Genomic DNA, 17,850 nt, shown 5'->3' with positions numbered 1-17,850 from the left:
TATCACGCGCCCCGCGGTTGACGCATCATTGCGTAGATCGTCGGCCCGCCGCCTGGCATGACGATGTCACGGGTCACTTCGAAACCGAAGCGGTTGTAGTACGGGATGTTCGATTCCTTGCTGCTCTCGAGGTAAGCGTCGACATGTTGACGGTCACAACGCTCCAACCGAGAGTTCAGCAGCGCTTTGCCGTATCCCCCACCGCGCGCCGCGCTGCCGGTCCCGACGGTCGCGAGATACCAGTGCGGCGAATTCGGGTGTGCTCCTTCGAGAACGGAGCTGACCTCGGCCGCGTGTCGAAGCCCCCTGCCGAAGACACGCACCATTGCGGGCAGGCTCACGAGCCCGGAAATCCACGACTGCTTCCACCGCCCCGGCGGATCCCACAGAGTTGCCCCGCCGATCAGGCCGTTGTCGTCGGTGGCCACCTCGACGCCGCCCCCGGCGAGGTGGTGGTAACGAGCTTCTGCGGCAAACAGTTTCGTCAGGCGATCAGCCCTGGTGGCCTCGTCCGGCAACATCCACGCCATCAAGGGATCATCTTCGAACGCCTCGGCCAACACTGCCGATAGTGCCGGAATATCGGATCGGACAGCCGGCCGTACGTGTACACCCATGAGGCGAGAGTACCGCCGACTGTCCGAATCACTGGACTTTGAACAGCGCTGTCCTTGAACCGATCAGACGAGCAAGCCCGCAATCCGCGGCGGAATCTGTTCGAGCGCGTACGGCAAGCTCAGTACGGTGCTCCACGTCATGGCTTCGGCAGCAGCGTCTTCCAGAATGATCGCGCGGCCGTCCTTCACGACGTCGAGTTCCTGGTAGATCGGGGTCTTGTCCAGCTCCGCGCGAAGCTTGTCGCCGTAGCCGCCACCGGCGTACCAGACGAGTACGTCGACGTCCGCGAGCGAGAGTTGCTCGGTGCTGATCTCGGCGAAGTTACCCGTGATCTGATCGGTGACAGGCGGATTCACGAATCCGAGTTCGGTGAAGAACCGCACCTTCGGGTCTTCCGGTCCGTAGACCCCGAACTGCCCCGGCCCCTTCAACGCGCCGACCAGAACGGTCTTGCCGGCAAACGCCGGATTGGCCGTCTTCACGTCGGCGAACTTCTGGTCGACGCCGGCGATCAGCTCGGTGGCCTTACCCTGCTGCCCCAACGCTTCGCCGATGATGGTCGTCTGGTTCTGCCAGGGGATTCCGTAATCCGCGAACTCCTTGGGCTGCGCCACCGTCGGCGCAATGGCACTGAGTTTGTCGTATTGCGCCTGAGTGAGCCCGGAGTAGGTGCCGACAATGAGGTCGGGTGTCGTGGCAGCGACCTTCTCCATCTGAATGGTGGTGCCCGCAGTTCCGATGATCTCGGGAGTCGCCCCGTTCAGCAGCGGCTGCGCCCAGGGCCACACTCCGTAGGGGTAATCGCCGTACCAGTCGAAGGTTCCGACCAAGGTCCCACCGAGCGCCAGGATCGCATCTTGATCGTTGTATCCGACACTGACGATCCGCTGCGGATCCTTGGGCAACTCCGTAGCCCCGAACTTGTGGGTGATCGATTCCGCAGAGTCACCGCTGGGAGGTGTGTCCTCGTCGTTCGAACTGGAGCAGGCTGCGGCGAATGCCAGCAACGCTCCCGACGTGCCGATCAGAAATCCGCGCCGGGTCAGCCGACCTGCGTCCGTTCGATCCATGTTCCTACCCCTTAAAGTCTGCTGGTTCGGTAGGTAAGGCTAGCCGATGAAAGCTTCATTCCGGCTAGTTCGACCGGCCCATTCGATGGCAGTACCGCGCCGTTCGGGCCACTATGGAGACATGACGCGCCAGGGCCCCTCGAAGGACATCGACGAATCGGATCTCGAAGTCACGCACCCCAAGGACTACGCCGCCGGAGTTCCGGCCGTTCTGGTGTCGCTGCAACGAGGAATCGAGCAGATGGGAGCCTTGCGGACCGCCCGAACGCTCACCAGACTCAACCAGCGACACGGCTTCGACTGCCCGGGGTGTGCGTGGCCGGAGACTCCCGGACATCGCAAGCCCGCCGAATTCTGCGAGAACGGAGCGAAAGCTGTTGCCGAGGAAGCAACGCTTCGCACCGTCACACCCGAATTCTTCGCGGAGCACTCGATCGCCGATCTCGAAGGCAAGACCGACTACTGGCTCGGACAGCAGGGGCGACTGACGCACCCGATGGTCCTGACGCCGGGAGCAACCCATTACCGGCCGATCGACTGGGACGGCGCGTACGCACTGATCGCCGAACATCTGAACGGCCTCGCATCGCCGGACGAAGCGGTGTTCTACACCTCCGGTCGCACGTCCAACGAAGCCGCGTTTCTCTACCAGTTGATGATTCGCAGCTACGGCACCAACAACATGCCCGACTGTTCCAACATGTGTCACGAGTCGTCCGGAAGCGCACTGACCGAATCCATCGGCATCGGCAAAGGCTCGGTGACGGTTCCCGACCTCGAGAACGCCGATCTCATCCTCATCGCCGGACAGAACCCCGGCACCAACCACCCTCGAATGCTCTCCACACTCGAGAAGGCAAAGAGCAACGGCGCCAAGATCATTGCCATCAATCCTCTGCCCGAGGCGGGATTGCGCAGGTTCAAGGATCCACAGAAGGTGTCCGGCGTGATCGGGCACGGAGTCGACATCGCGGACGAGTTCCTGCAGATCCGGCTGGGCGGCGACATGGCGCTGTTCCAAGGCCTGGGGAAGCTGCTGCTCGAGCAGGAAGATCGCGCTCCCGGGACGGTCGTCGACCGTGCCTTCGTCGACCGGTACTGCGCCGGTTGGGACGAATACGAGAAGCACATCCGCGCGGTCGATCTCGACACGGTACTCGAGGCAACGGGTCTGTCGATGGCACAGCTCGAGGAAACGGCGGCCGCACTTGCCCGATCCGAGCGAACCGTCACCTGCTGGGCCATGGGCATCACTCAGCACACACACGGAGTCGCCACCATCGAAGAAGCAGTCAACCTGCTGCTCATGCGTGGAATGATGGGCAAACCCGGTGCCGGGGTCTGTCCGGTGCGAGGACACTCCAATGTCCAGGGTGACCGCACGATGGGCATCTGGGAAAAGATGCCGGAAGAGTTCCTGGCCGCGCTCGACACCGAGTTCTCGATCTCGAGCCCCCGCAAGCACGGATGGGACACCGTCGACGCGATCCGCGCCATGAACGCAGGCAAGGCAAGCTTCTTCATGGCGATGGGCGGCAACTTCATCCAGGCCAGCCCGGACACCGCAGCGACTGAAACAGCGTTGCGTCAATGCGAACTCACCGTGCAGGTGTCCACCAAGCTGAACCGCAGTCACGTCGTCCACGGGCAGACCGCGATCATCCTCCCCACCCTCGGACGCACCGACCTCGACGTCCAAGCCGGCGGAAAGCAGCTTGTCTCCGTGGAGGATTCGATGTCCATGGTGCACCTGTCGCGCGGACGCCTCACACCGGTCAGCCCCTACCTGCGTAGCGAAGTCGCCATCATCTGCCAACTCGCCCGCGAACTACTCGGCAACGATCACTCCGTCCGCTGGTCGGCCTTCGAGGGCAACTACGATCTGATCCGCGATTCCATCTCACGGGTAGTGCCAGGCTGCGAAAACTACAACTCCCGCGTTCGAGAGCCAGACGGATTCCAACTCCCCCACCCGCCGCGTGACTCGCGTGAGTTCCGCACGCACACCGGCAAAGCCAACTTCGGCGTGAACGACCTGCACTGGATACCCACTCCGAGTGGGCGCCTGATTCTGCAGACGATGCGCAGCCACGACCAGTACAACACCACGATCTACGGCCTCGACGACAGATACCGCGGCATCAAGGGCGGACGCAAAGTCATCCTCGTCAACGCCGAAGACATCACCGCGCTCGGATTCCGTGACGGCGATCTCGTCGACATCGTGTCCGAGTGGACAACACCCGACGGCACAGTCGAAGAGCGTCGGGTCACGGAATTCCGCATCGTCTCCTACGACACCCCGCGCGGCAATGCTGCGGCGTACTACCCCGAGACAAATCCGCTCGTTCCCCTCGAACACGTTGCAGCCAAGTCGAACACGCCGGTGTCGAAGGCCGTCACCGTTCGACTCGAAGCATCGGGCGCCTGAGATGGGACGAGTCACCGCACGAACACCGGTCGTTCGAATCTCGGGTGATCGGGTCGTCACGCGCCCCGACACGCTGGCCGTCGAGGAACCACTCGAAATGAGAGTTGGCGGTCAGGTGCTGGCAGTGACGATGCGGACCCCCGGCAACGACGTCGATCTCGTGCACGGATTCCTTCTCAGCGAAGGTGTCATCGCCACCCGCGACGACGTGAGCGTCGTCCGCTACTGCGACGGCGTCGACGAATCCGGTGCGAACACGTACAACGTCCTCGACATCGCTCTCGCTCCCGGAGTGCCGTTGCCCGACCACACCACCGACCGCAACACCGTCGTCAGTTCCGCGTGCGGAGTGTGCGGCAAGACCTCGCTCGACGCCGTCCGAACCACGACGCGACATCCGCTGGTCGGTGACACGACTTCCGTCACCTCGACCATCCTGTCGGCCATGCCGGTCACACTGCGGGAGAGCCAACGGATCTTCGAGCGCACCGGTGGCCTGCACGCGGCCGGATTGTTCACCGCCACCGGCGAACTCCTGGCACTGCGCGAGGATGTCGGCCGTCACAACGCCGTCGACAAGGTGATCGGTTGGGCCATCACCGACGGCCGAGTGCCCCTCTACGACACGATCTTGATCGTCAGCGGTCGGGCGTCGTTCGAACTCGTCCAGAAGGCCGTCATGGCCGGCATTCCGATCCTCGGTGCTGTCTCCGCGCCGTCGTCGCTGGCCGTGGAACTAGCGCAGGAGTCCGGGCTGACTCTCGCCGGTTTCATCCGCGGCGATTCGATGAACGTCTACTCGCACCCGCACCGAGTCGAGGTCACGTCGAACTCGCACGCAACTGAGCCGACAGTCGCACAGCGGAGTTGACTTCCCCGTAGCCCTCGTATCCACCCACCCGCTGCACGACCTCGAAGAACAGGTCTCCCCCGACGGTCGGGGTGAACAGGTGGAAGAACTCGCCGTGAGCGTCTGCGTCGTAAAGAATTCCGGTGCTGCGCATCCGGTCGAGCAGTTCCGGATTCAGTCCGAAACGCGCGTCCAGATCGTCGTAGTAGTTCGGGGAAATGGGTAGCGGAGCAAATCCCCAGTCCTGCATGGACGCAGCGGCACCGAAGATGTTCTCACACGCGAAGGCGACGTGGCTGACGCCGCCGCGACGGACCGTCGGCAGCCCACTTCGACTTCCCTCCACCATGTTCAGCGAGATGCGCAGGGTATGTCCGTCACCGCCTTGAACGAGCGTGAGCGCCTGGCTTCGCATGAGGCCGACAGAATCGGTGACGTCCTGCCCCTCGTGTGGTTGCATCTCGAACACGGACCGCAGGAGCAGCATGATGCCGTCCCAGCTCTCGGCCGGAACCGCCAGTGCCACGTGGTCGATCCCGGTGAACACTGCGCCCTGTTCACGATTGCGCTCGGCGGGCAGCGGGTAGATCTCGAATGCCGATTCCCACGCTGCAGCGCTGCCGGGGCCACGAAGGTCGATCGATGTCGCATCTGTGACCTTCAGGCGTACGACGTCCGGTACCTCGGAGTTCTCGTCGCTCGACCCCGGCAACTGCACGCGCGTCGCCGGCACTTCGAGAGCCAGAGCGCGCTCTCCCCACACCTCGGGTTCGGTTGCCCGGATGCCGATCTGAGTCAGAACCGGTAGATCCGCAGGCAGCCCGGGCGCCGTCCACACCGTGCCCGCAGTCGCATCCACGGCAACGGTGAGCGGTCCGTGCCGCCACAACTGCAAATCGTGATCGTGGTGCCGTCCGACAAGATGAAAACCGACGCGGGAGAGCATCGAGTGCACCTGGTCCTGTTTAGCCGGACCCGCAGCGATTCGCAGAGACACGATCCCTTCGAGCGGGGTGCGCTCCGGGGCGGTGAACAGCGTGGGTCCACCGGCGGCAGGGTTCGCGGCAGCGACCTGTTCTTCCAGATGCAGGAGCGACCGATGAGCGTCGATTGCCGTCCGCTGGGTGTCGGCGCGGCGGAATACGTCGTTGAAGATCTCGAGCGACCACGGTCCGTCGTAACCGGTGGCGTAGACATGCTGAGCGAACGCATTGAGATCGAAGCTGCCCTGCCCCGGGAAGTTTCGGTGATGCCGGCTCCACTGGAGGATGTCCATCGCCAAGAACGGAGCGTCCGCCAACTGGAGGAAGAAGATCTTCTCGCCGGGAATCTCGCGAATTCCGGCGGGATCGTCACCGCGCGAGAGGATGTGAAAGCTGTCCAGACAGGTACCGAGCGAAGGATGGTCGACGCCCTCGACGATCTGCCACGCATGGCCGTACGTGTTGACGTGGGCACCCCACGCGAGCGCCTCATAGGCAACCTTCTTGCCGTGCTCGGACGCCAGTTCGGCGAGAGCTCCGAATTGCTCTGTCAACTGACCGTCATCGTGACTTGCGGTCGGCAGGGGCGAGGAGCACACCAGGAGCGTCTCGCACCCCAGTTGATCCATGAGCTCGAATTTGCGTTGCACTCGAACAAGATTCCGAGCAAATTGGGCCTCGTCCACCGTGTCGAAGTCACGGAACGGCTGATACAGATCGAGGGTCAAGCCCAGATCCGCAGCCCTCGTTCGTAATTCCTTCGGGGACCACGGCGAAGCAACAAAATCCGGCTCGAACACCTCGAAGCCGTCGAAGCCGGCAGCAGCGATGGCGTCGAGCTTCTCCTCGAGAGTGCCACTGAGCGATACCGTCGCGATCGACGTCCGGACCGGGGCACTCACAGCGCTGCCGCAGTCTGTTCGCCGTGTACAAGTTCCGTCATGTGCGCGAGCATGCGCTTACTGTCGGGCTCGATGCCCGTGAAGATCCGGAACGCGTCGACGGCCTGGAAGACAGTCATTCCGCCTCCGCTGAGCGTCGGGGCTCCGATCAACCTTGCCTGACGCAACAGTTCGGTTTCGAGTGGACGGTAGACGATTTCGGCCACCCACAGATCAGGGCGAAGCAGATCTGGCGAGAACGCCATTCCGGGATGAGCCGCCATTCCCATCGGCGTCGCGTGGATCAATCCGTTTGCCTTGCCGAGCACTTCGGCGAGGTCGCTCGTATGCCGCGCCTCGACAACCTGCGCCGGAAACTGCTGCGCGAAGGTTTGTGCAAGTTCCTGCGCGCGAGGCAGGCTCGAATCGACCAACGTCAGTGTCCCGACGCCACGGGTGAGCGCGGCATAGGCAACCGCCGCACCGGCTCCGCCGGCACCGAGCTGCACGACACGATCGAGCTGTGCTCCGGGAAGTCCGTCGTCGAAATTTCGGCCGAAGCCCGACCAATCGGTGTTGTGTCCGATCGCCTTGCCGGAGTCGAAGAGGACCGTGTTCACCGCGCCGAGCCGGCTCGCATCGGGCGAGAGCTCGTCGAGGTGCTCGATCACCAACTGCTTGCACGGGTGAGTGATGTTGAGGCCGCGGAACCCGAAACGTCGTGCATAGGTAAGAAGTTCACCGATGTCCGACGGCGCCATGCCCATCACGTCGAGATCGAGGATGCGGTAGACGTACGGAAGACCCTGTCTGCGCCCTTCTTCCTCGTGCATGATCGGAGTCAAAGAGGCTCCGATTCCGGTGCCGATCAGACCGCAGAGCATCGAATCGCTCATCAGTTCTTCCCTTCTCGGATGCAGACGAATTCGACTGCGGCGCTGTATCCGTCGATTCCCAATCCACAGATGACGGCGTCGGCGATGCCGGAGACATACGAGTGGTGACGGAATTCTTCGCGACTGTGGATGTTGCTGATGTGCACCTCCACGACGGGGGCATCGAGTGTGACCAGAGCGTCACGCAACGCAACGGAGGTATGCGAGTACCCACCGGGATTGATGACGATGCCCGCGACTCTTCCCCTGGCCTCGTGGATCCAATCGATCAGTTGGCCCTCGTGGTTCGACTGCCTTGCCTCGACCACCGCTCCGAACTTCGCGGCCGCCGCTTCACAGCGGGAAACGACGTCGTCCAGCGTGTCTCTCCCGTAGAACTCCGGTTGGCGCTGGCCCAACAAATTCAAGTTGGGCCCGTTGAGGACCAGGACCGGTAGAGATGAAGTCATCAGGGGCACCTCGGGGTTGACGCTCGAAACTAATGTACGAACTAGTGAGTTAGTTCACTGGACGTTACTCCCCCGACGCGGACTCGACAAGCAAAGTCGACAAACTGCTGACAGATAGAGTGAGCACATGGTTTCCGAGCAGTCAGTGAACTCCGTGGTGTCGAAGCCGGAGAAACGACGCCGAAACAGCGATCTGACCAGGGTGAACATCATCGCCGTCGCCACCGAGGAGTTTGCCGACAAAGGCTTTGCCGGCGCCCGAGTGGACGAGATCGCAACCAAGACTCACACCACCAAGCGCATGATCTACTACTACTTCACCGACAAGGAAGGGCTGTACAAGTCCGTCCTCGAACACGCGTACAGCGTCATTCGTGCGCAGGAACGTGAACTCGACCTCGAGGGATTGAAACCCACGGCAGCAGTCCGCGCCTTGGCCGAACTCACCTTCGACCACCACGAACAACACCCGAACTTCATTCGGCTGGTAGCCAACGAGAACATGCTCCGCGGTGAGCACATCGAGAAATCCGAGCTACTCAGCGGTCTCGGCGCCCCCGCCGCCGACCTGGTCTCGCAGATCCTCCACGACGGACAGCAGTCGGGAGCATTCCGCTCCGACGTAGATGCTCTCGATATTCACATGTTGATCAGCAGTTACTGCGTCTTTCGTATCGCCAATCGTTACACCTTCAAAGCGCTCTTCGACCGCGACCTGACCGACTCGACGCATCGTGAGCATCTTCGAACCATGCTCGGGGACATGGTTGTTGCCTTCCTGACCTCGAAGGCGCCGTCCTGACCCACCCCGAAGTCCGAAAAATCCCCCTACGGTGGTGAGTGGAACTCACAGCTGCCACCGGGAGGAATGACGTGACCGAGAATTACGTAGACGGGCTTTCACTCGAGGAGAAGGCGTCGTTGACGTCGGGCTCGGATTTCTGGCACAGCCAGTCCGTTCCCGGAATCGAATCGATACTCCTGACCGACGGTCCGCACGGAGTCCGGAAACAACCCGAGGGCGGCGACGCACTCGGACTCGGCCACAGCATTCCAGCGACATGTTTCCCACCGGCGGTCGGGTTGGGCTCGTCGTGGAACCTCGACCTCATCCGCCAGGTCGGTGAGGCTCTGGGCGACGAGGCCAAAGCCGAACAGGTCTCGGTCCTCCTCGGCCCAGGCATCAACATCAAACGATCACCCTTGTGTGGCAGGAATTTCGAATACGTCTCCGAGGACCCATTCCTCTCCGGCCGCGTCGCGGCAGCGCTGATCACCGGCATCCAGTCTCGCGGCGTCGGAACCTCGCTCAAGCACTTCGCTGCCAACAACCAAGAACACGACCGGATGAGAGTCAGTGCCGACGTCGACGAACGGACACTGCGCGAGATCTATCTGGCCGGCTTCGAATACGCCGTCAAGACCGCGGCCCCGACGACGGTCATGTGCTCGTACAACAAGATCAACGGTGTGTACTCGAGCCAGAACCATTGGCTGCTCACCGAGGTACTCCGCGAACAGTGGGGCTTCGACGGCCTCGTCGTTTCGGACTGGGGAGCGGTCAACGACCGCGTGGCGGCACTCGCCGCGGGCCTCGACCTGGAAATGCCGCCGACCGGAACCGATACCCAGATCGTCGACGCCGTGCGCGGCGGCGACCTGGACGAATCAGTGCTCACCACTGCCGCCGAGCGCCTGGCGACGCTGGTGGCACGCACCGCCGCCGCGCGCACCGAAGGCCACACGTACGACGTCGAGCGTCACCACGAACTGGCACGGACCGCTGCAGCGGAGTCCGCTGTCTTGCTGGCCAACGACGGAGAACTACTGCCGCTGACCCCTGGCGGGCAAACCGTCGCGGTGATCGGCGAATTCGCGTGCAGCCCGCGGTACCAGGGAGCCGGCAGTTCACAGGTGGTCCCGACCAAGCTCGACAATGCCTTGGACGCGATCCTCGACCTCGAAGGCGCCGACCGCGTCACTTTCGCACCGGGCTTCACCTTCGACGGCACTCCGGACGACGACATGGTCACCGAGGCTGTCGACGCCGCACGCCGCGCCGACGTCGCGGTGCTGTTCCTCGGACTACCGTCCGCCACGGAATCCGAAGGATTCGACCGAACCGACATCGAACTGCCGGCTGACCAGATCGCCCTGCTGGAAGCGGTCCACGGCGCGAACCCGAACACGGTCGTCGTGCTCGCCAACGGCGGTGTGGTTGCGATCGAGCCTTGGAAGGATCATGCCGCCGCAATCCTCGAGGGCTGGCTACTCGGCCAGGCGGGCGGCTCGGCGATTGCCGATCTTCTGTTCGGCATCACGAATCCGTCCGGCCGCCTGACGGAGACCATTCCGCTTCGCCTCCAAGACAATCCGTCGTATCTGCATTTCCCGGGATCACAGCAGCACGTCCGCTACGGCGAAGGTCTGTACGTGGGATACCGCTACTACGACTCCGCGCTGCGCGAAGTGGCGTACCCGTTCGGGTTCGGGCTGAGCTACACCACCTTCGACATCACCGATACCTCCGTCGAGGCCGGTGAAAACTCCGCCGAAGTGACCGTCACCGTGCGCAACAGCGGCGACCGATCGGGCAGCAGCGTCGTTCAGGTCTACGTCCACGACGCCTCGGCAAGCATCGATCGACCCGCGCAGGAATTGAAAGGCTTTGCCAAGGTCCACCTCGACCCCGACGAATCCGCGACTGTGACCATCACGCTCGACAGCAGGGCATTTGCCTATTGGTCTGTCACGGAAAAGGACTGGGCGATCGAGGCCGGCGACTACGAGATCCGCGTCGGCTTCTCGTCTCGGGACATCGCAACCACCGACACGATCACCCTGGCCGGGAACGTCGGCGTCGGCACGCTCGACGCCATGTCGACCATCGGCGAATGGCTCGCCCATCCCGTCGGCAGCGCAGTTCTCGGCGCCGCCATGGCTGCCGCAGCGGGCGACGGTGCACAGGCGGTCAGCCCCGAGATGATGGCACTCGCAGGCTCGATGCCGCTCGGAAAACTCGCCACCTTCGGCCTCGGGATCACCGAGGAACAGGTGGAGCAGTTGGTGGCGGCCGCCGCGCAGCCAGGCTCCTGACTCCCTGAACTGCGGTTTCGACGAGCGGCGTGACCGCCAGTAGATTTTTATGAACTATTTGGTTAATAATCTTGTGTAGTTGCTGTGGCGTCGGTTACATTCCTTGTATCGCTCTCCGCACAGACGTTCTTTATACGAACACAATCGGCGGATGTAGAGCCTCCACGACGCTTCCACCCAGGAGATGAGCATGTCAGCTAGCACGGTTACACCGTCCGGGCCCGAGGCGGGATCCTTGGCAAGGCCGGATACGACCAAGGTCAAGCGCGCCGCAACATCGTCGTTTCTCGGCAGCATGCTCGAGTACTACGACTTCTACATCTACGCCTCCGCCGCTGCGCTCATCTTCCCCACGGTGTTCTTCCCGGACAGCGGACATGCGGCTCTGCTTTCGCTGGCCACCTTCGGTGTCGCGTACGTCGCGCGTCCCCTCGGCGCTGTAGTCCTCGGTCATTTCGGTGACCGCGTCGGCCGCAAGAAGATCATGCTGCTCACGCTCATCATGATGGGCGCAGCAACATTCCTCATCGGATGTATTCCCAGCGCAGATTCGATCGGAGTTCTTGCACCGATCCTTCTTGTCTTGATGAGAATCGCTCAGGGCATCTCCGCCGCTGGCGAACAGAGTGGCGCCAGCTCACTGACGCTCGAACATGCCCCCGAAGGCCGACGCGCGTTCTTCTGCAGTTGGACCCTCAACGGCACCCAGGCCGGCTTCATCCTCGCCAGCCTCGTATTCCTGCCCATCGCCGCGCTCCCCGACGACATCCTCTACACGTGGGGCTGGCGAATCCCGTTCTGGGGCAGCCTGATCGTTCTGGTCGCGGCATACATCATGCGTCTCAAGCTCGAAGAGCCCGAAGAGTTCACCGAGCAGCAGGAGTCGAAGGCCGTCGCCAAATTGCCTGTTGCCGATCTTCTTCGCACCCACAGCGCAAATCTGATTCGCGTGATCTGCTGCGCTTTCATCGCCGTCGTCTCGACCATCTTCTCCGTCTTCGGTCTCGCTTTCGCCACCACCGAAGAAGTGGGGATTCCGAAGTCGACCATGCTCTGGGTTGCCATCGCAGCCAACGCCGTAGCCCTGCTCAGTCAGCCCGCCTGGGCGATGCTCTCCGACCGGATCGGTCGCAGGCCGCTGTTCATCGGTGGCGCCCTCGGTAGCGCGGTGTTCATCTACGTGTACTTCGGCGCAATCGCCAGCGGCAACGTTCCCCTGATCTTCCTCGCCGCAATCGGATTGATGTCCGTCTTCTACGCTGCCCCGAATGCCATCTGGCCGTCGTTCTACTCCGAGATGTTCAACACCAAGGTCCGCTACTCGGGCATTGCGATCGGCACCCAGGTCGGCTTCGCCCTCGCAGGCTTTGCCCCCGCCATCGGCAACGCCCTCATGGGCGGCGACAAGACACACTGGATGCCCGTTGCCATTCTGACTTCGGTGGCCTGCGTCATCTGCGCGATCTCGGCGTTCACCGCCAAGGAGACTTTCCGCACCCCCCTCAAGGAGCTCGGCAACCCGATCTAGCCGACCACCCCACAGACACCCTGCACGAACGACTGTGTTGCGCGAACGACTGTGGCCCGGCATCTCGCGAGAGATACCGGGCCACAGTCGTTTTGAGTTTTCTACGCCGTCTTGTCGCGACGCTCGCCACGTTCCGGCTTACGCGGAACGATGGTCGGAAGTACGTTGTCGTTGACGGTCTCCGCGGTGACGACCACCTTTTCGACGTCGTCACGGCTGGGGATGTCGTACATCACCGGAAGAAGAACCTCTTCCATGATGGCGCGCAGGCCACGAGCGCCGGTTCCACGCAAGATCGCCTGATCGGCGATAGCGTCGAGCGCTTCTTCGGTGAACTCGAGTTCTACGCCGTCCATGTCGAACAGGCGACGATACTGCTTGACGAGAGCGTTCTTGGGCTCCGACAGGATCTGAACGAGCGATTCCTTGTCGAGGTTGGTCACCGACGCGATCATCGGCAGTCGGCCGATGAACTCCGGAATCAGACCGAACTTGATCAAATCCTCCGGCATGACCTCGGCGAAACGATCGACCGTATCCAGTTCGGCCTTCGACCGAACCTCGGCACCGAATCCGATACCGCGCTTGCCGACACGATCGGAGACGATCCGCTCGAGACCTGCGAAAGCGCCCGCGACGATGAACAGCACGTTCGTGGTGTCGATCTGAATGAATTCCTGGTGCGGATGCTTACGGCCACCCTGCGGCGGGACGCTTGCCTGCGTACCTTCGAGGATCTTCAGCAACGCCTGCTGAACACCTTCGCCGGACACGTCACGCGTGATCGACGGGTTCTCGCTCTTACGGGCGATCTTGTCGACCTCGTCGATGTAGATGATTCCGGTCTCGGCGCGCTTGACGTCGTAGTCGGCAGCCTGAATCAGCTTGAGCAGAATGTTCTCGACGTCCTCACCGACGTAACCGGCCTCGGTCAACGCCGTCGCGTCAGCGATGGCGAACGGGACGTTGAGCATCTTCGCGAGAGTCTGAGCGAGATACGTCTTGCCACAGCCGGTGGGGCCGAGCATCAAGATGTTGGATTTCGCGAGCTCAACCGTCTCACCCCGCGCGTCACGGCCCTTGTCGCCGGCCTGAATGCGCTTGTAGTGGTTGTAGACGGCCACGGCCAACGTCCGCTTGGCGGAGTCCTGACCGATGACGTAGTTCTCGAGGAATTCTCGGATCTCCGCAGGCTTGGGAAGCTCGTCGAGCTTGACCTCGCTCGATTCGGCCAATTCCTCTTCGATGATCTCGTTGCAGAGGTCGATGCACTCGTCGCAGATGTACACCCCGGGTCCTGCAATGAGCTTTTTGACCTGCTTCTGACTCTTACCGCAGAAAGAGCACTTGAGCAGATCCCCGCCGTCGCCGATGCGTGCCATCTCGTGAGGTCCCTACTTTCCATCATGTACGTGCACTCGCCGCCACTCGATCGGTCGAGACGCTCCGCAGTACTTCGGTAGTTGTCAGATCAGACAAACTGATCGAACAAATCTGGTCGAACAATCGCAGAACGCCGGTCGAGAACCAGCCCGTGAAGTGACGGTACCCGCAGATCCCGAACGGGGTCGACCTGTTCTCGGCGTTTCGTCTGCGGATAAAAAAGAAAAGAGTCGAGATTTCAGCCTGGCAAGCGCTCCACCAGGCACTTCTCGACGTGTCCGCCTCGTGTCGGGAATCGGGTAACAGATCCTCGACACGAGGCGGAAATCGACTACTTCTGTGCGCTGAGCTTCCGGTAAGCCAGCACGTCGTCGATGATGCCGTACTCCTTGGCCTGCTCGGCCGTGAGGATCTTGTCGCGATCGGTGTCGACGCGGATGGTCTCCGGATCCTTACCCGTGTGCAGCGACAGCGTGCTCTCCATGAGCCGACGCATACGCTCGATCTCCGCAGCCTGGATCTCCAGATCGGAAACCTGACCCTGGATGCCGCCCGTAGCCGGCTGGTGGATCAGAATGCGCGAGTTGGGGAGCGCGAAGCGCTTGCCCGGCGTACCGCCGGCCAGAAGCACGGCAGCTGCCGAAGCAGCCTGACCGAGGCAGACGGTGGAAATGTCGGCACGGACGTACTGCATCGTGTCGTAGATCGCCATCAGCGCGGTGAAAGAACCACCGGGCGAGTTGATGTACATCGTGATGTCGCGGTCCGGATCCTGCGATTCGAGAACCAGCAACTGCGCCATGAGGTCGTTGGCGGACACGTCGTCGACCTGCGAGCCGAGGAAGATGATGCGCTCCTCGAACAGCTTGTTGTACGGGTCGGACGTCTTGACGCCGTAGCTGGTCTGCTCCGTGAACTGGGGCAGGATGTAACGCGATTGGGGGCCCGACGGCGCCTGGCCGCCCAGCGAGTTAGCTCCGAAAAGATTGGTCATCAGTTCTCCAAAGTATGAATTGGGCAGCGAAAGGACGGGCGAACCGGCTCAGTTGCCGGTGCCGCCGGCCTGATTCGCACGGGAGACGACGTGGTCGACGAAGCCGTACTCGAGAGCTTCCTTCGCCGTGAACCAACGGTCACGATCGGAGTCCGCGGTGATCTGCTCGACCGTCTGGCCGGTGTGCTGAGCAATCAGCTCGGCCATTTCGCGCTTGGTGTGCTTGAACTGCTCGGCCATGATCGCGATGTCACTGGCGGAACCACCGATGCCGGCGGACGGCTGGTGCATCATGATGCGGGCGTGAGGCAGTGCGTAGCGCTTGCCCTTGGTGCCTGCCGAGAGCAGGAACTGACCCATCGACGCCGCAAGGCCCATGCCGAAGGTGGCGATGTCGCACTCGGCGAACTGCATCGTGTCGAAGATCGCCATACCTGCGGTCACGGATCCACCGGGCGAGTTGATGTAGAGCGAGATGTCTCGCGTCGGGTCCTCGGCCGAGAGCAGCAGGATCTGTGCGCACAGCTTGTTGGCGATGTCGTCGTCGACCTGGGTACCGAGGAAAATGATGCGCTCTCGCAGCAAGCGCTCGTACACCGAGTCGCTGAGGTTCAACCCAGCGGTCGCTGAAGTCATGGCGGGACTCTGCAAAGTCTCCAGGTGATTGGAAGTCACGGTACCTGCCTTCTATGTGGATCTACTTGTGCGGTGGATCGTCTATGCGAAACACTTCTACTGACACAGACAGTAACGAAGTAGGGCGGCACCGGAGTCCCGGTGCCGCCCTACTTCGCTCAAAGCGGAAAACTCAGTGCAGTCGATCGTGGTGAAAACACCCGTCCGCCTGCGTTTTTACTTGTCTTCGCTCTCGGCGGAATCAGACTCGTCCGCTTCGGTTTCGGCCTCACTGCTGCCGAACAGCTCTGCGGTGTCGACAACTGCGCCGGAGGTGTCCTTGACACCGGCCGACTCGACGACGGACGCGAGAGCCTTGCCACGACGGACGTCTGCGAAGACGGCGCCGAGCTGGTTGGCCTGCTGGATCTGCTGGATGAACTGCTCAGGAGCCATGCCGTAACGCTGCGCCTGGAACAGGATGCGCTCGGTGAGCTCGTCCTGACCGACGGTGACGTTGCCCGCATCGGCAATCGAGTCGAGCAAGAGCTGCGTCTTGACGGAGCGCTCAGCGGCTTCCTGTGCATCCTTGTCGAACTCTTCGCGGCTGCTGCCCTGTTCTTCGAGGAGCTTGTTCAGTGCCTCTTCGTCGTGATCGAGACCGTGAACGGCGTCGTGCAGTGCAGCGTCGACCTCAGCCTTGACGACAGCCTCCGGCAACGGAACCTCGACGGTCTCGAGCAGCTGCTCGAGAACCTTGTCGCGGATCTGACCGGCCTGCTCGACCTTGCGGACGCGTGCGACGCGCTCACGGAGGTCAGCCTTCAGTTCTTCCAGGGTGTCGAACTCGCTGGCGAGCTGAGCGAACTCGTCGTCCTCAGCCGGAAGCTCACGCTCCTTGACCGTCTGCACGGTCACGGTGACAACAGCTTCCTTGCCTGCGTACTCGCCGGCGACCAGCGTCGACGTGAAGTCCTTGGACTCCCCCGCCTTGAGGCCGATGATGGCTTCGTCGAGGCCCTCGATGAGCTGGCCCGAACCGACCTCGTGCGACAGTCCGCTCGCGGTTGCCTCGGCAACGTTCTCGCCGTCGACGGTGGCCGACAGATCGATGGAGACGAAGTCGCCGTCCTCGACTGCGCGGTCGACGCCGGTGAGGGTACCGAAACGCTGACGCAGCGAAAGCAGCTGCTCTTCGATAGCTTCGTCGGTGATCTCGATCGGATCGACCTCGACGTTGATGGAGCTGAAGTCAGGGAGCTCGATCTCGGGGCGCACGTCGACCTCGGCGGTGAACTCGAGGAGCTCGCCGTCTTCGATCTTGGTGACCTCGATCTCGGGCTGGCCGATGGCCTTCACGCCGGCGCTGGTGACAGCCTCGGAGTAACGCGACGGCAGAGCGTCGTTGACGACCTGCTCGAGCACAGCGCCACGACCGACACGCGCTTCGAGGAGGCGGGCCGGAGCCTTGCCGGGACGGAAGCCGGGGAGACGAATCTGCTGCGCGAGGGCCTTGTAGGCCTTGTCGAAATCAGACTTGAGTTCCGCGAAGGGCACCTCAACGTTGATACGGACTCGCGTCGGGCTGAGCTGCTCGACGGTGCTCTTCACGAAACTTCGCTCCTTCGTCTGGTCTTGCTCACAACTTGTGTTGAATCGGTACTGCTGTCTGGCGCGGCACTTCACTCCCGGACTTACTGGAGGTGAAGTGCCATGTACGTACTTGTCGGGATGACAGGATTTGAACCTGCGACCCTCCGCTCCCAAAGCGGATGCGCTACCAAGCTGCGCTACATCCCGTTTCCGATCACATGAAACACACGATACGGCCATCCGAGGCCACTAAGACAGCGGGCCACAAAGGCAGCCACCATCGGTGACCGCGCACAACCCTATCGCGCTCACTACTCTCTCACGAACCCGACCGCCATTTGTACACGGCCCGGCTGTCGACCCCGTCAGTATGTCATCCGACGGCAGCCACATACGGCAGCCACATACAGCCTTGCCTCAACTGCCATTCAAAGCCGGAATCAGAAGTCGCGCCTGCGGCCGA

14 protein-coding genes and 1 tRNA gene are annotated in these 17,850 nt (G+C 62.3%); 5 read left to right on the top strand and 10 right to left on the bottom strand.

Annotation, left to right across the window (positions count from 1 at the left end):
• Positions 1 to 2: 2 nt before the first annotated feature.
• The gene (locus QRN54_RS23370; protein WP_042450225.1) at positions 3 to 617 is read right to left on the bottom strand and encodes a GNAT family N-acetyltransferase; all 615 of its coding nucleotides are present in this window, start codon (positions 615 to 617) and stop codon (positions 3 to 5) included.
• Positions 618 to 680: 63 nt separating this feature from the next.
• Complete coding sequence (locus tag QRN54_RS23365) at positions 681 to 1,688, bottom strand: iron-siderophore ABC transporter substrate-binding protein (RefSeq protein ID WP_030536639.1); 1,008 nt, start codon at positions 1,686 to 1,688, stop codon at positions 681 to 683.
• A 121-nt stretch (positions 1,689 to 1,809) separates the two neighbouring features.
• Between QRN54_RS23365 and QRN54_RS23360 the strand changes: the two genes are divergently transcribed.
• Together QRN54_RS23360 and fdhD are read left to right on the top strand one after the other, a co-directional pair.
• On the top strand, positions 1,810 to 4,119 hold the full coding sequence (locus QRN54_RS23360; RefSeq protein WP_285183137.1) for an FdhF/YdeP family oxidoreductase: 2,310 nt from the start codon (positions 1,810 to 1,812) through the stop codon (positions 4,117 to 4,119).
• 1 nt (position 4,120) lies between these two features.
• Complete coding sequence (fdhD, locus tag QRN54_RS23355) at positions 4,121 to 4,990, top strand: formate dehydrogenase accessory sulfurtransferase FdhD (RefSeq protein WP_003944453.1); 870 nt, start codon at positions 4,121 to 4,123, stop codon at positions 4,988 to 4,990.
• Here fdhD and QRN54_RS23350 read toward each other — a convergent pair.
• From QRN54_RS23350 to aroQ, 3 genes are read right to left on the bottom strand one after another with little or no spacing between them, the layout of a single operon-like run.
• Positions 4,941 to 6,854 carry a sugar phosphate isomerase/epimerase and 4-hydroxyphenylpyruvate domain-containing protein gene (locus QRN54_RS23350; RefSeq protein ID WP_030536642.1) on the bottom strand — a complete coding sequence of 638 codons (1,914 nt, stop codon included), beginning with the start codon at positions 6,852 to 6,854 and terminating at the stop codon, positions 4,941 to 4,943. The genes fdhD and QRN54_RS23350 overlap by 50 nt on opposite strands.
• The gene (locus QRN54_RS23345) at positions 6,851 to 7,729 is read right to left on the bottom strand and encodes a shikimate dehydrogenase (RefSeq protein WP_054187687.1); all 879 of its coding nucleotides are present in this window, start codon (positions 7,727 to 7,729) and stop codon (positions 6,851 to 6,853) included. The genes QRN54_RS23350 and QRN54_RS23345 overlap by 4 nt, the downstream gene beginning before the upstream one ends.
• Positions 7,729 to 8,178, bottom strand: a complete 450-nt coding sequence (gene aroQ, locus QRN54_RS23340; protein ID WP_058227172.1) for a type II 3-dehydroquinate dehydratase — start codon at positions 8,176 to 8,178, stop codon at positions 7,729 to 7,731. The genes QRN54_RS23345 and aroQ overlap by 1 nt, the downstream gene beginning before the upstream one ends.
• Before the next feature lie 127 nt (positions 8,179 to 8,305).
• Between aroQ and QRN54_RS23335 the strand changes: the two genes are divergently transcribed.
• The 3 genes from QRN54_RS23335 to QRN54_RS23325 all read left to right on the top strand — a co-directional run bounded on the left by QRN54_RS23335 (position 8,306) and on the right by QRN54_RS23325 (position 12,802).
• On the top strand, positions 8,306 to 8,980 hold the full coding sequence (locus tag QRN54_RS23335; protein WP_007730968.1) for a TetR/AcrR family transcriptional regulator: 675 nt from the start codon (positions 8,306 to 8,308) through the stop codon (positions 8,978 to 8,980).
• 71 nt (positions 8,981 to 9,051) lie between these two features.
• Complete coding sequence (locus tag QRN54_RS23330; protein WP_218695489.1) at positions 9,052 to 11,274, top strand: glycoside hydrolase family 3 C-terminal domain-containing protein; 2,223 nt, start codon at positions 9,052 to 9,054, stop codon at positions 11,272 to 11,274.
• A 190-nt stretch (positions 11,275 to 11,464) separates the two neighbouring features.
• A complete protein-coding gene (locus QRN54_RS23325) occupies positions 11,465 to 12,802 on the top strand; it encodes an MFS transporter (protein ID WP_206029568.1) in 1,338 nt (445 codons plus the stop codon).
• A 101-nt stretch (positions 12,803 to 12,903) separates the two neighbouring features.
• Here the strand turns inward: QRN54_RS23325 and clpX are convergent, their stop codons facing one another.
• The 5 genes from clpX to QRN54_RS23300 form a co-directional block, all read right to left on the bottom strand.
• Positions 12,904 to 14,184 carry an ATP-dependent Clp protease ATP-binding subunit ClpX gene (gene clpX / locus QRN54_RS23320; protein ID WP_003944582.1) on the bottom strand — a complete coding sequence of 427 codons (1,281 nt, stop codon included), beginning with the start codon at positions 14,182 to 14,184 and terminating at the stop codon, positions 12,904 to 12,906.
• A 332-nt stretch (positions 14,185 to 14,516) separates the two neighbouring features.
• A complete protein-coding gene (locus tag QRN54_RS23315) occupies positions 14,517 to 15,179 on the bottom strand; it encodes an ATP-dependent Clp protease proteolytic subunit (protein ID WP_003944539.1) in 663 nt (220 codons plus the stop codon).
• 48 nt (positions 15,180 to 15,227) lie between these two features.
• Positions 15,228 to 15,815 (bottom strand): ATP-dependent Clp protease proteolytic subunit, encoded by a 588-nt coding sequence (locus tag QRN54_RS23310; RefSeq protein WP_007730960.1) that lies wholly within the window; start codon positions 15,813 to 15,815, stop codon positions 15,228 to 15,230.
• A gap of 216 nt (positions 15,816 to 16,031) precedes the next feature.
• Positions 16,032 to 17,405, bottom strand: a complete 1,374-nt coding sequence (gene tig / locus QRN54_RS23305) for a trigger factor (protein WP_007730958.1) — start codon at positions 17,403 to 17,405, stop codon at positions 16,032 to 16,034.
• 115 nt (positions 17,406 to 17,520) lie between these two features.
• A tRNA-Pro gene (locus QRN54_RS23300) sits at positions 17,521 to 17,594 on the bottom strand.
• Positions 17,595 to 17,850 lie beyond the last annotated feature (256 nt).

This window comes from Rhodococcus sp. MEB032, from assembly GCF_030208925.1.
GTDB classification, from domain to species: domain Bacteria; phylum Actinomycetota; class Actinomycetes; order Mycobacteriales; family Mycobacteriaceae; genus Rhodococcus_F; species Rhodococcus_F qingshengii.
Note: the sequence above shows the minus strand (reverse complement) of the source record. Positions and strands in the feature narration are given on the sequence as shown.

Excerpts from the sequence above, each read along its gene's own strand:
- QRN54_RS23370 (WP_042450225.1), bottom strand. The coding sequence starts at position 617 with ATGGGTGTACACGTACGGCCGGCTGTCCGATCCGATATTCCGGCACTA.
- QRN54_RS23365 (WP_030536639.1), bottom strand. The coding sequence starts at position 1,688 with ATGGATCGAACGGACGCAGGTCGGCTGACCCGGCGCGGATTTCTGATC.
- QRN54_RS23360 (WP_285183137.1), top strand. The coding sequence starts at position 1,810 with ATGACGCGCCAGGGCCCCTCGAAGGACATCGACGAATCGGATCTCGAA.
- fdhD (WP_003944453.1), top strand. The coding sequence starts at position 4,121 with ATGGGACGAGTCACCGCACGAACACCGGTCGTTCGAATCTCGGGTGAT.
- QRN54_RS23345 (WP_054187687.1), bottom strand. The coding sequence starts at position 7,729 with ATGAGCGATTCGATGCTCTGCGGTCTGATCGGCACCGGAATCGGAGCC.
- aroQ (WP_058227172.1), bottom strand. The coding sequence starts at position 8,178 with ATGACTTCATCTCTACCGGTCCTGGTCCTCAACGGGCCCAACTTGAAT.
- QRN54_RS23335 (WP_007730968.1), top strand. The coding sequence starts at position 8,306 with ATGGTTTCCGAGCAGTCAGTGAACTCCGTGGTGTCGAAGCCGGAGAAA.
- QRN54_RS23325 (WP_206029568.1), top strand. The coding sequence starts at position 11,465 with ATGTCAGCTAGCACGGTTACACCGTCCGGGCCCGAGGCGGGATCCTTG.
- clpX (WP_003944582.1), bottom strand. The coding sequence starts at position 14,184 with ATGGCACGCATCGGCGACGGCGGGGATCTGCTCAAGTGCTCTTTCTGC.
- QRN54_RS23315 (WP_003944539.1), bottom strand. The coding sequence starts at position 15,179 with ATGACCAATCTTTTCGGAGCTAACTCGCTGGGCGGCCAGGCGCCGTCG.
- QRN54_RS23310 (WP_007730960.1), bottom strand. The coding sequence starts at position 15,815 with ATGACTTCAGCGACCGCTGGGTTGAACCTCAGCGACTCGGTGTACGAG.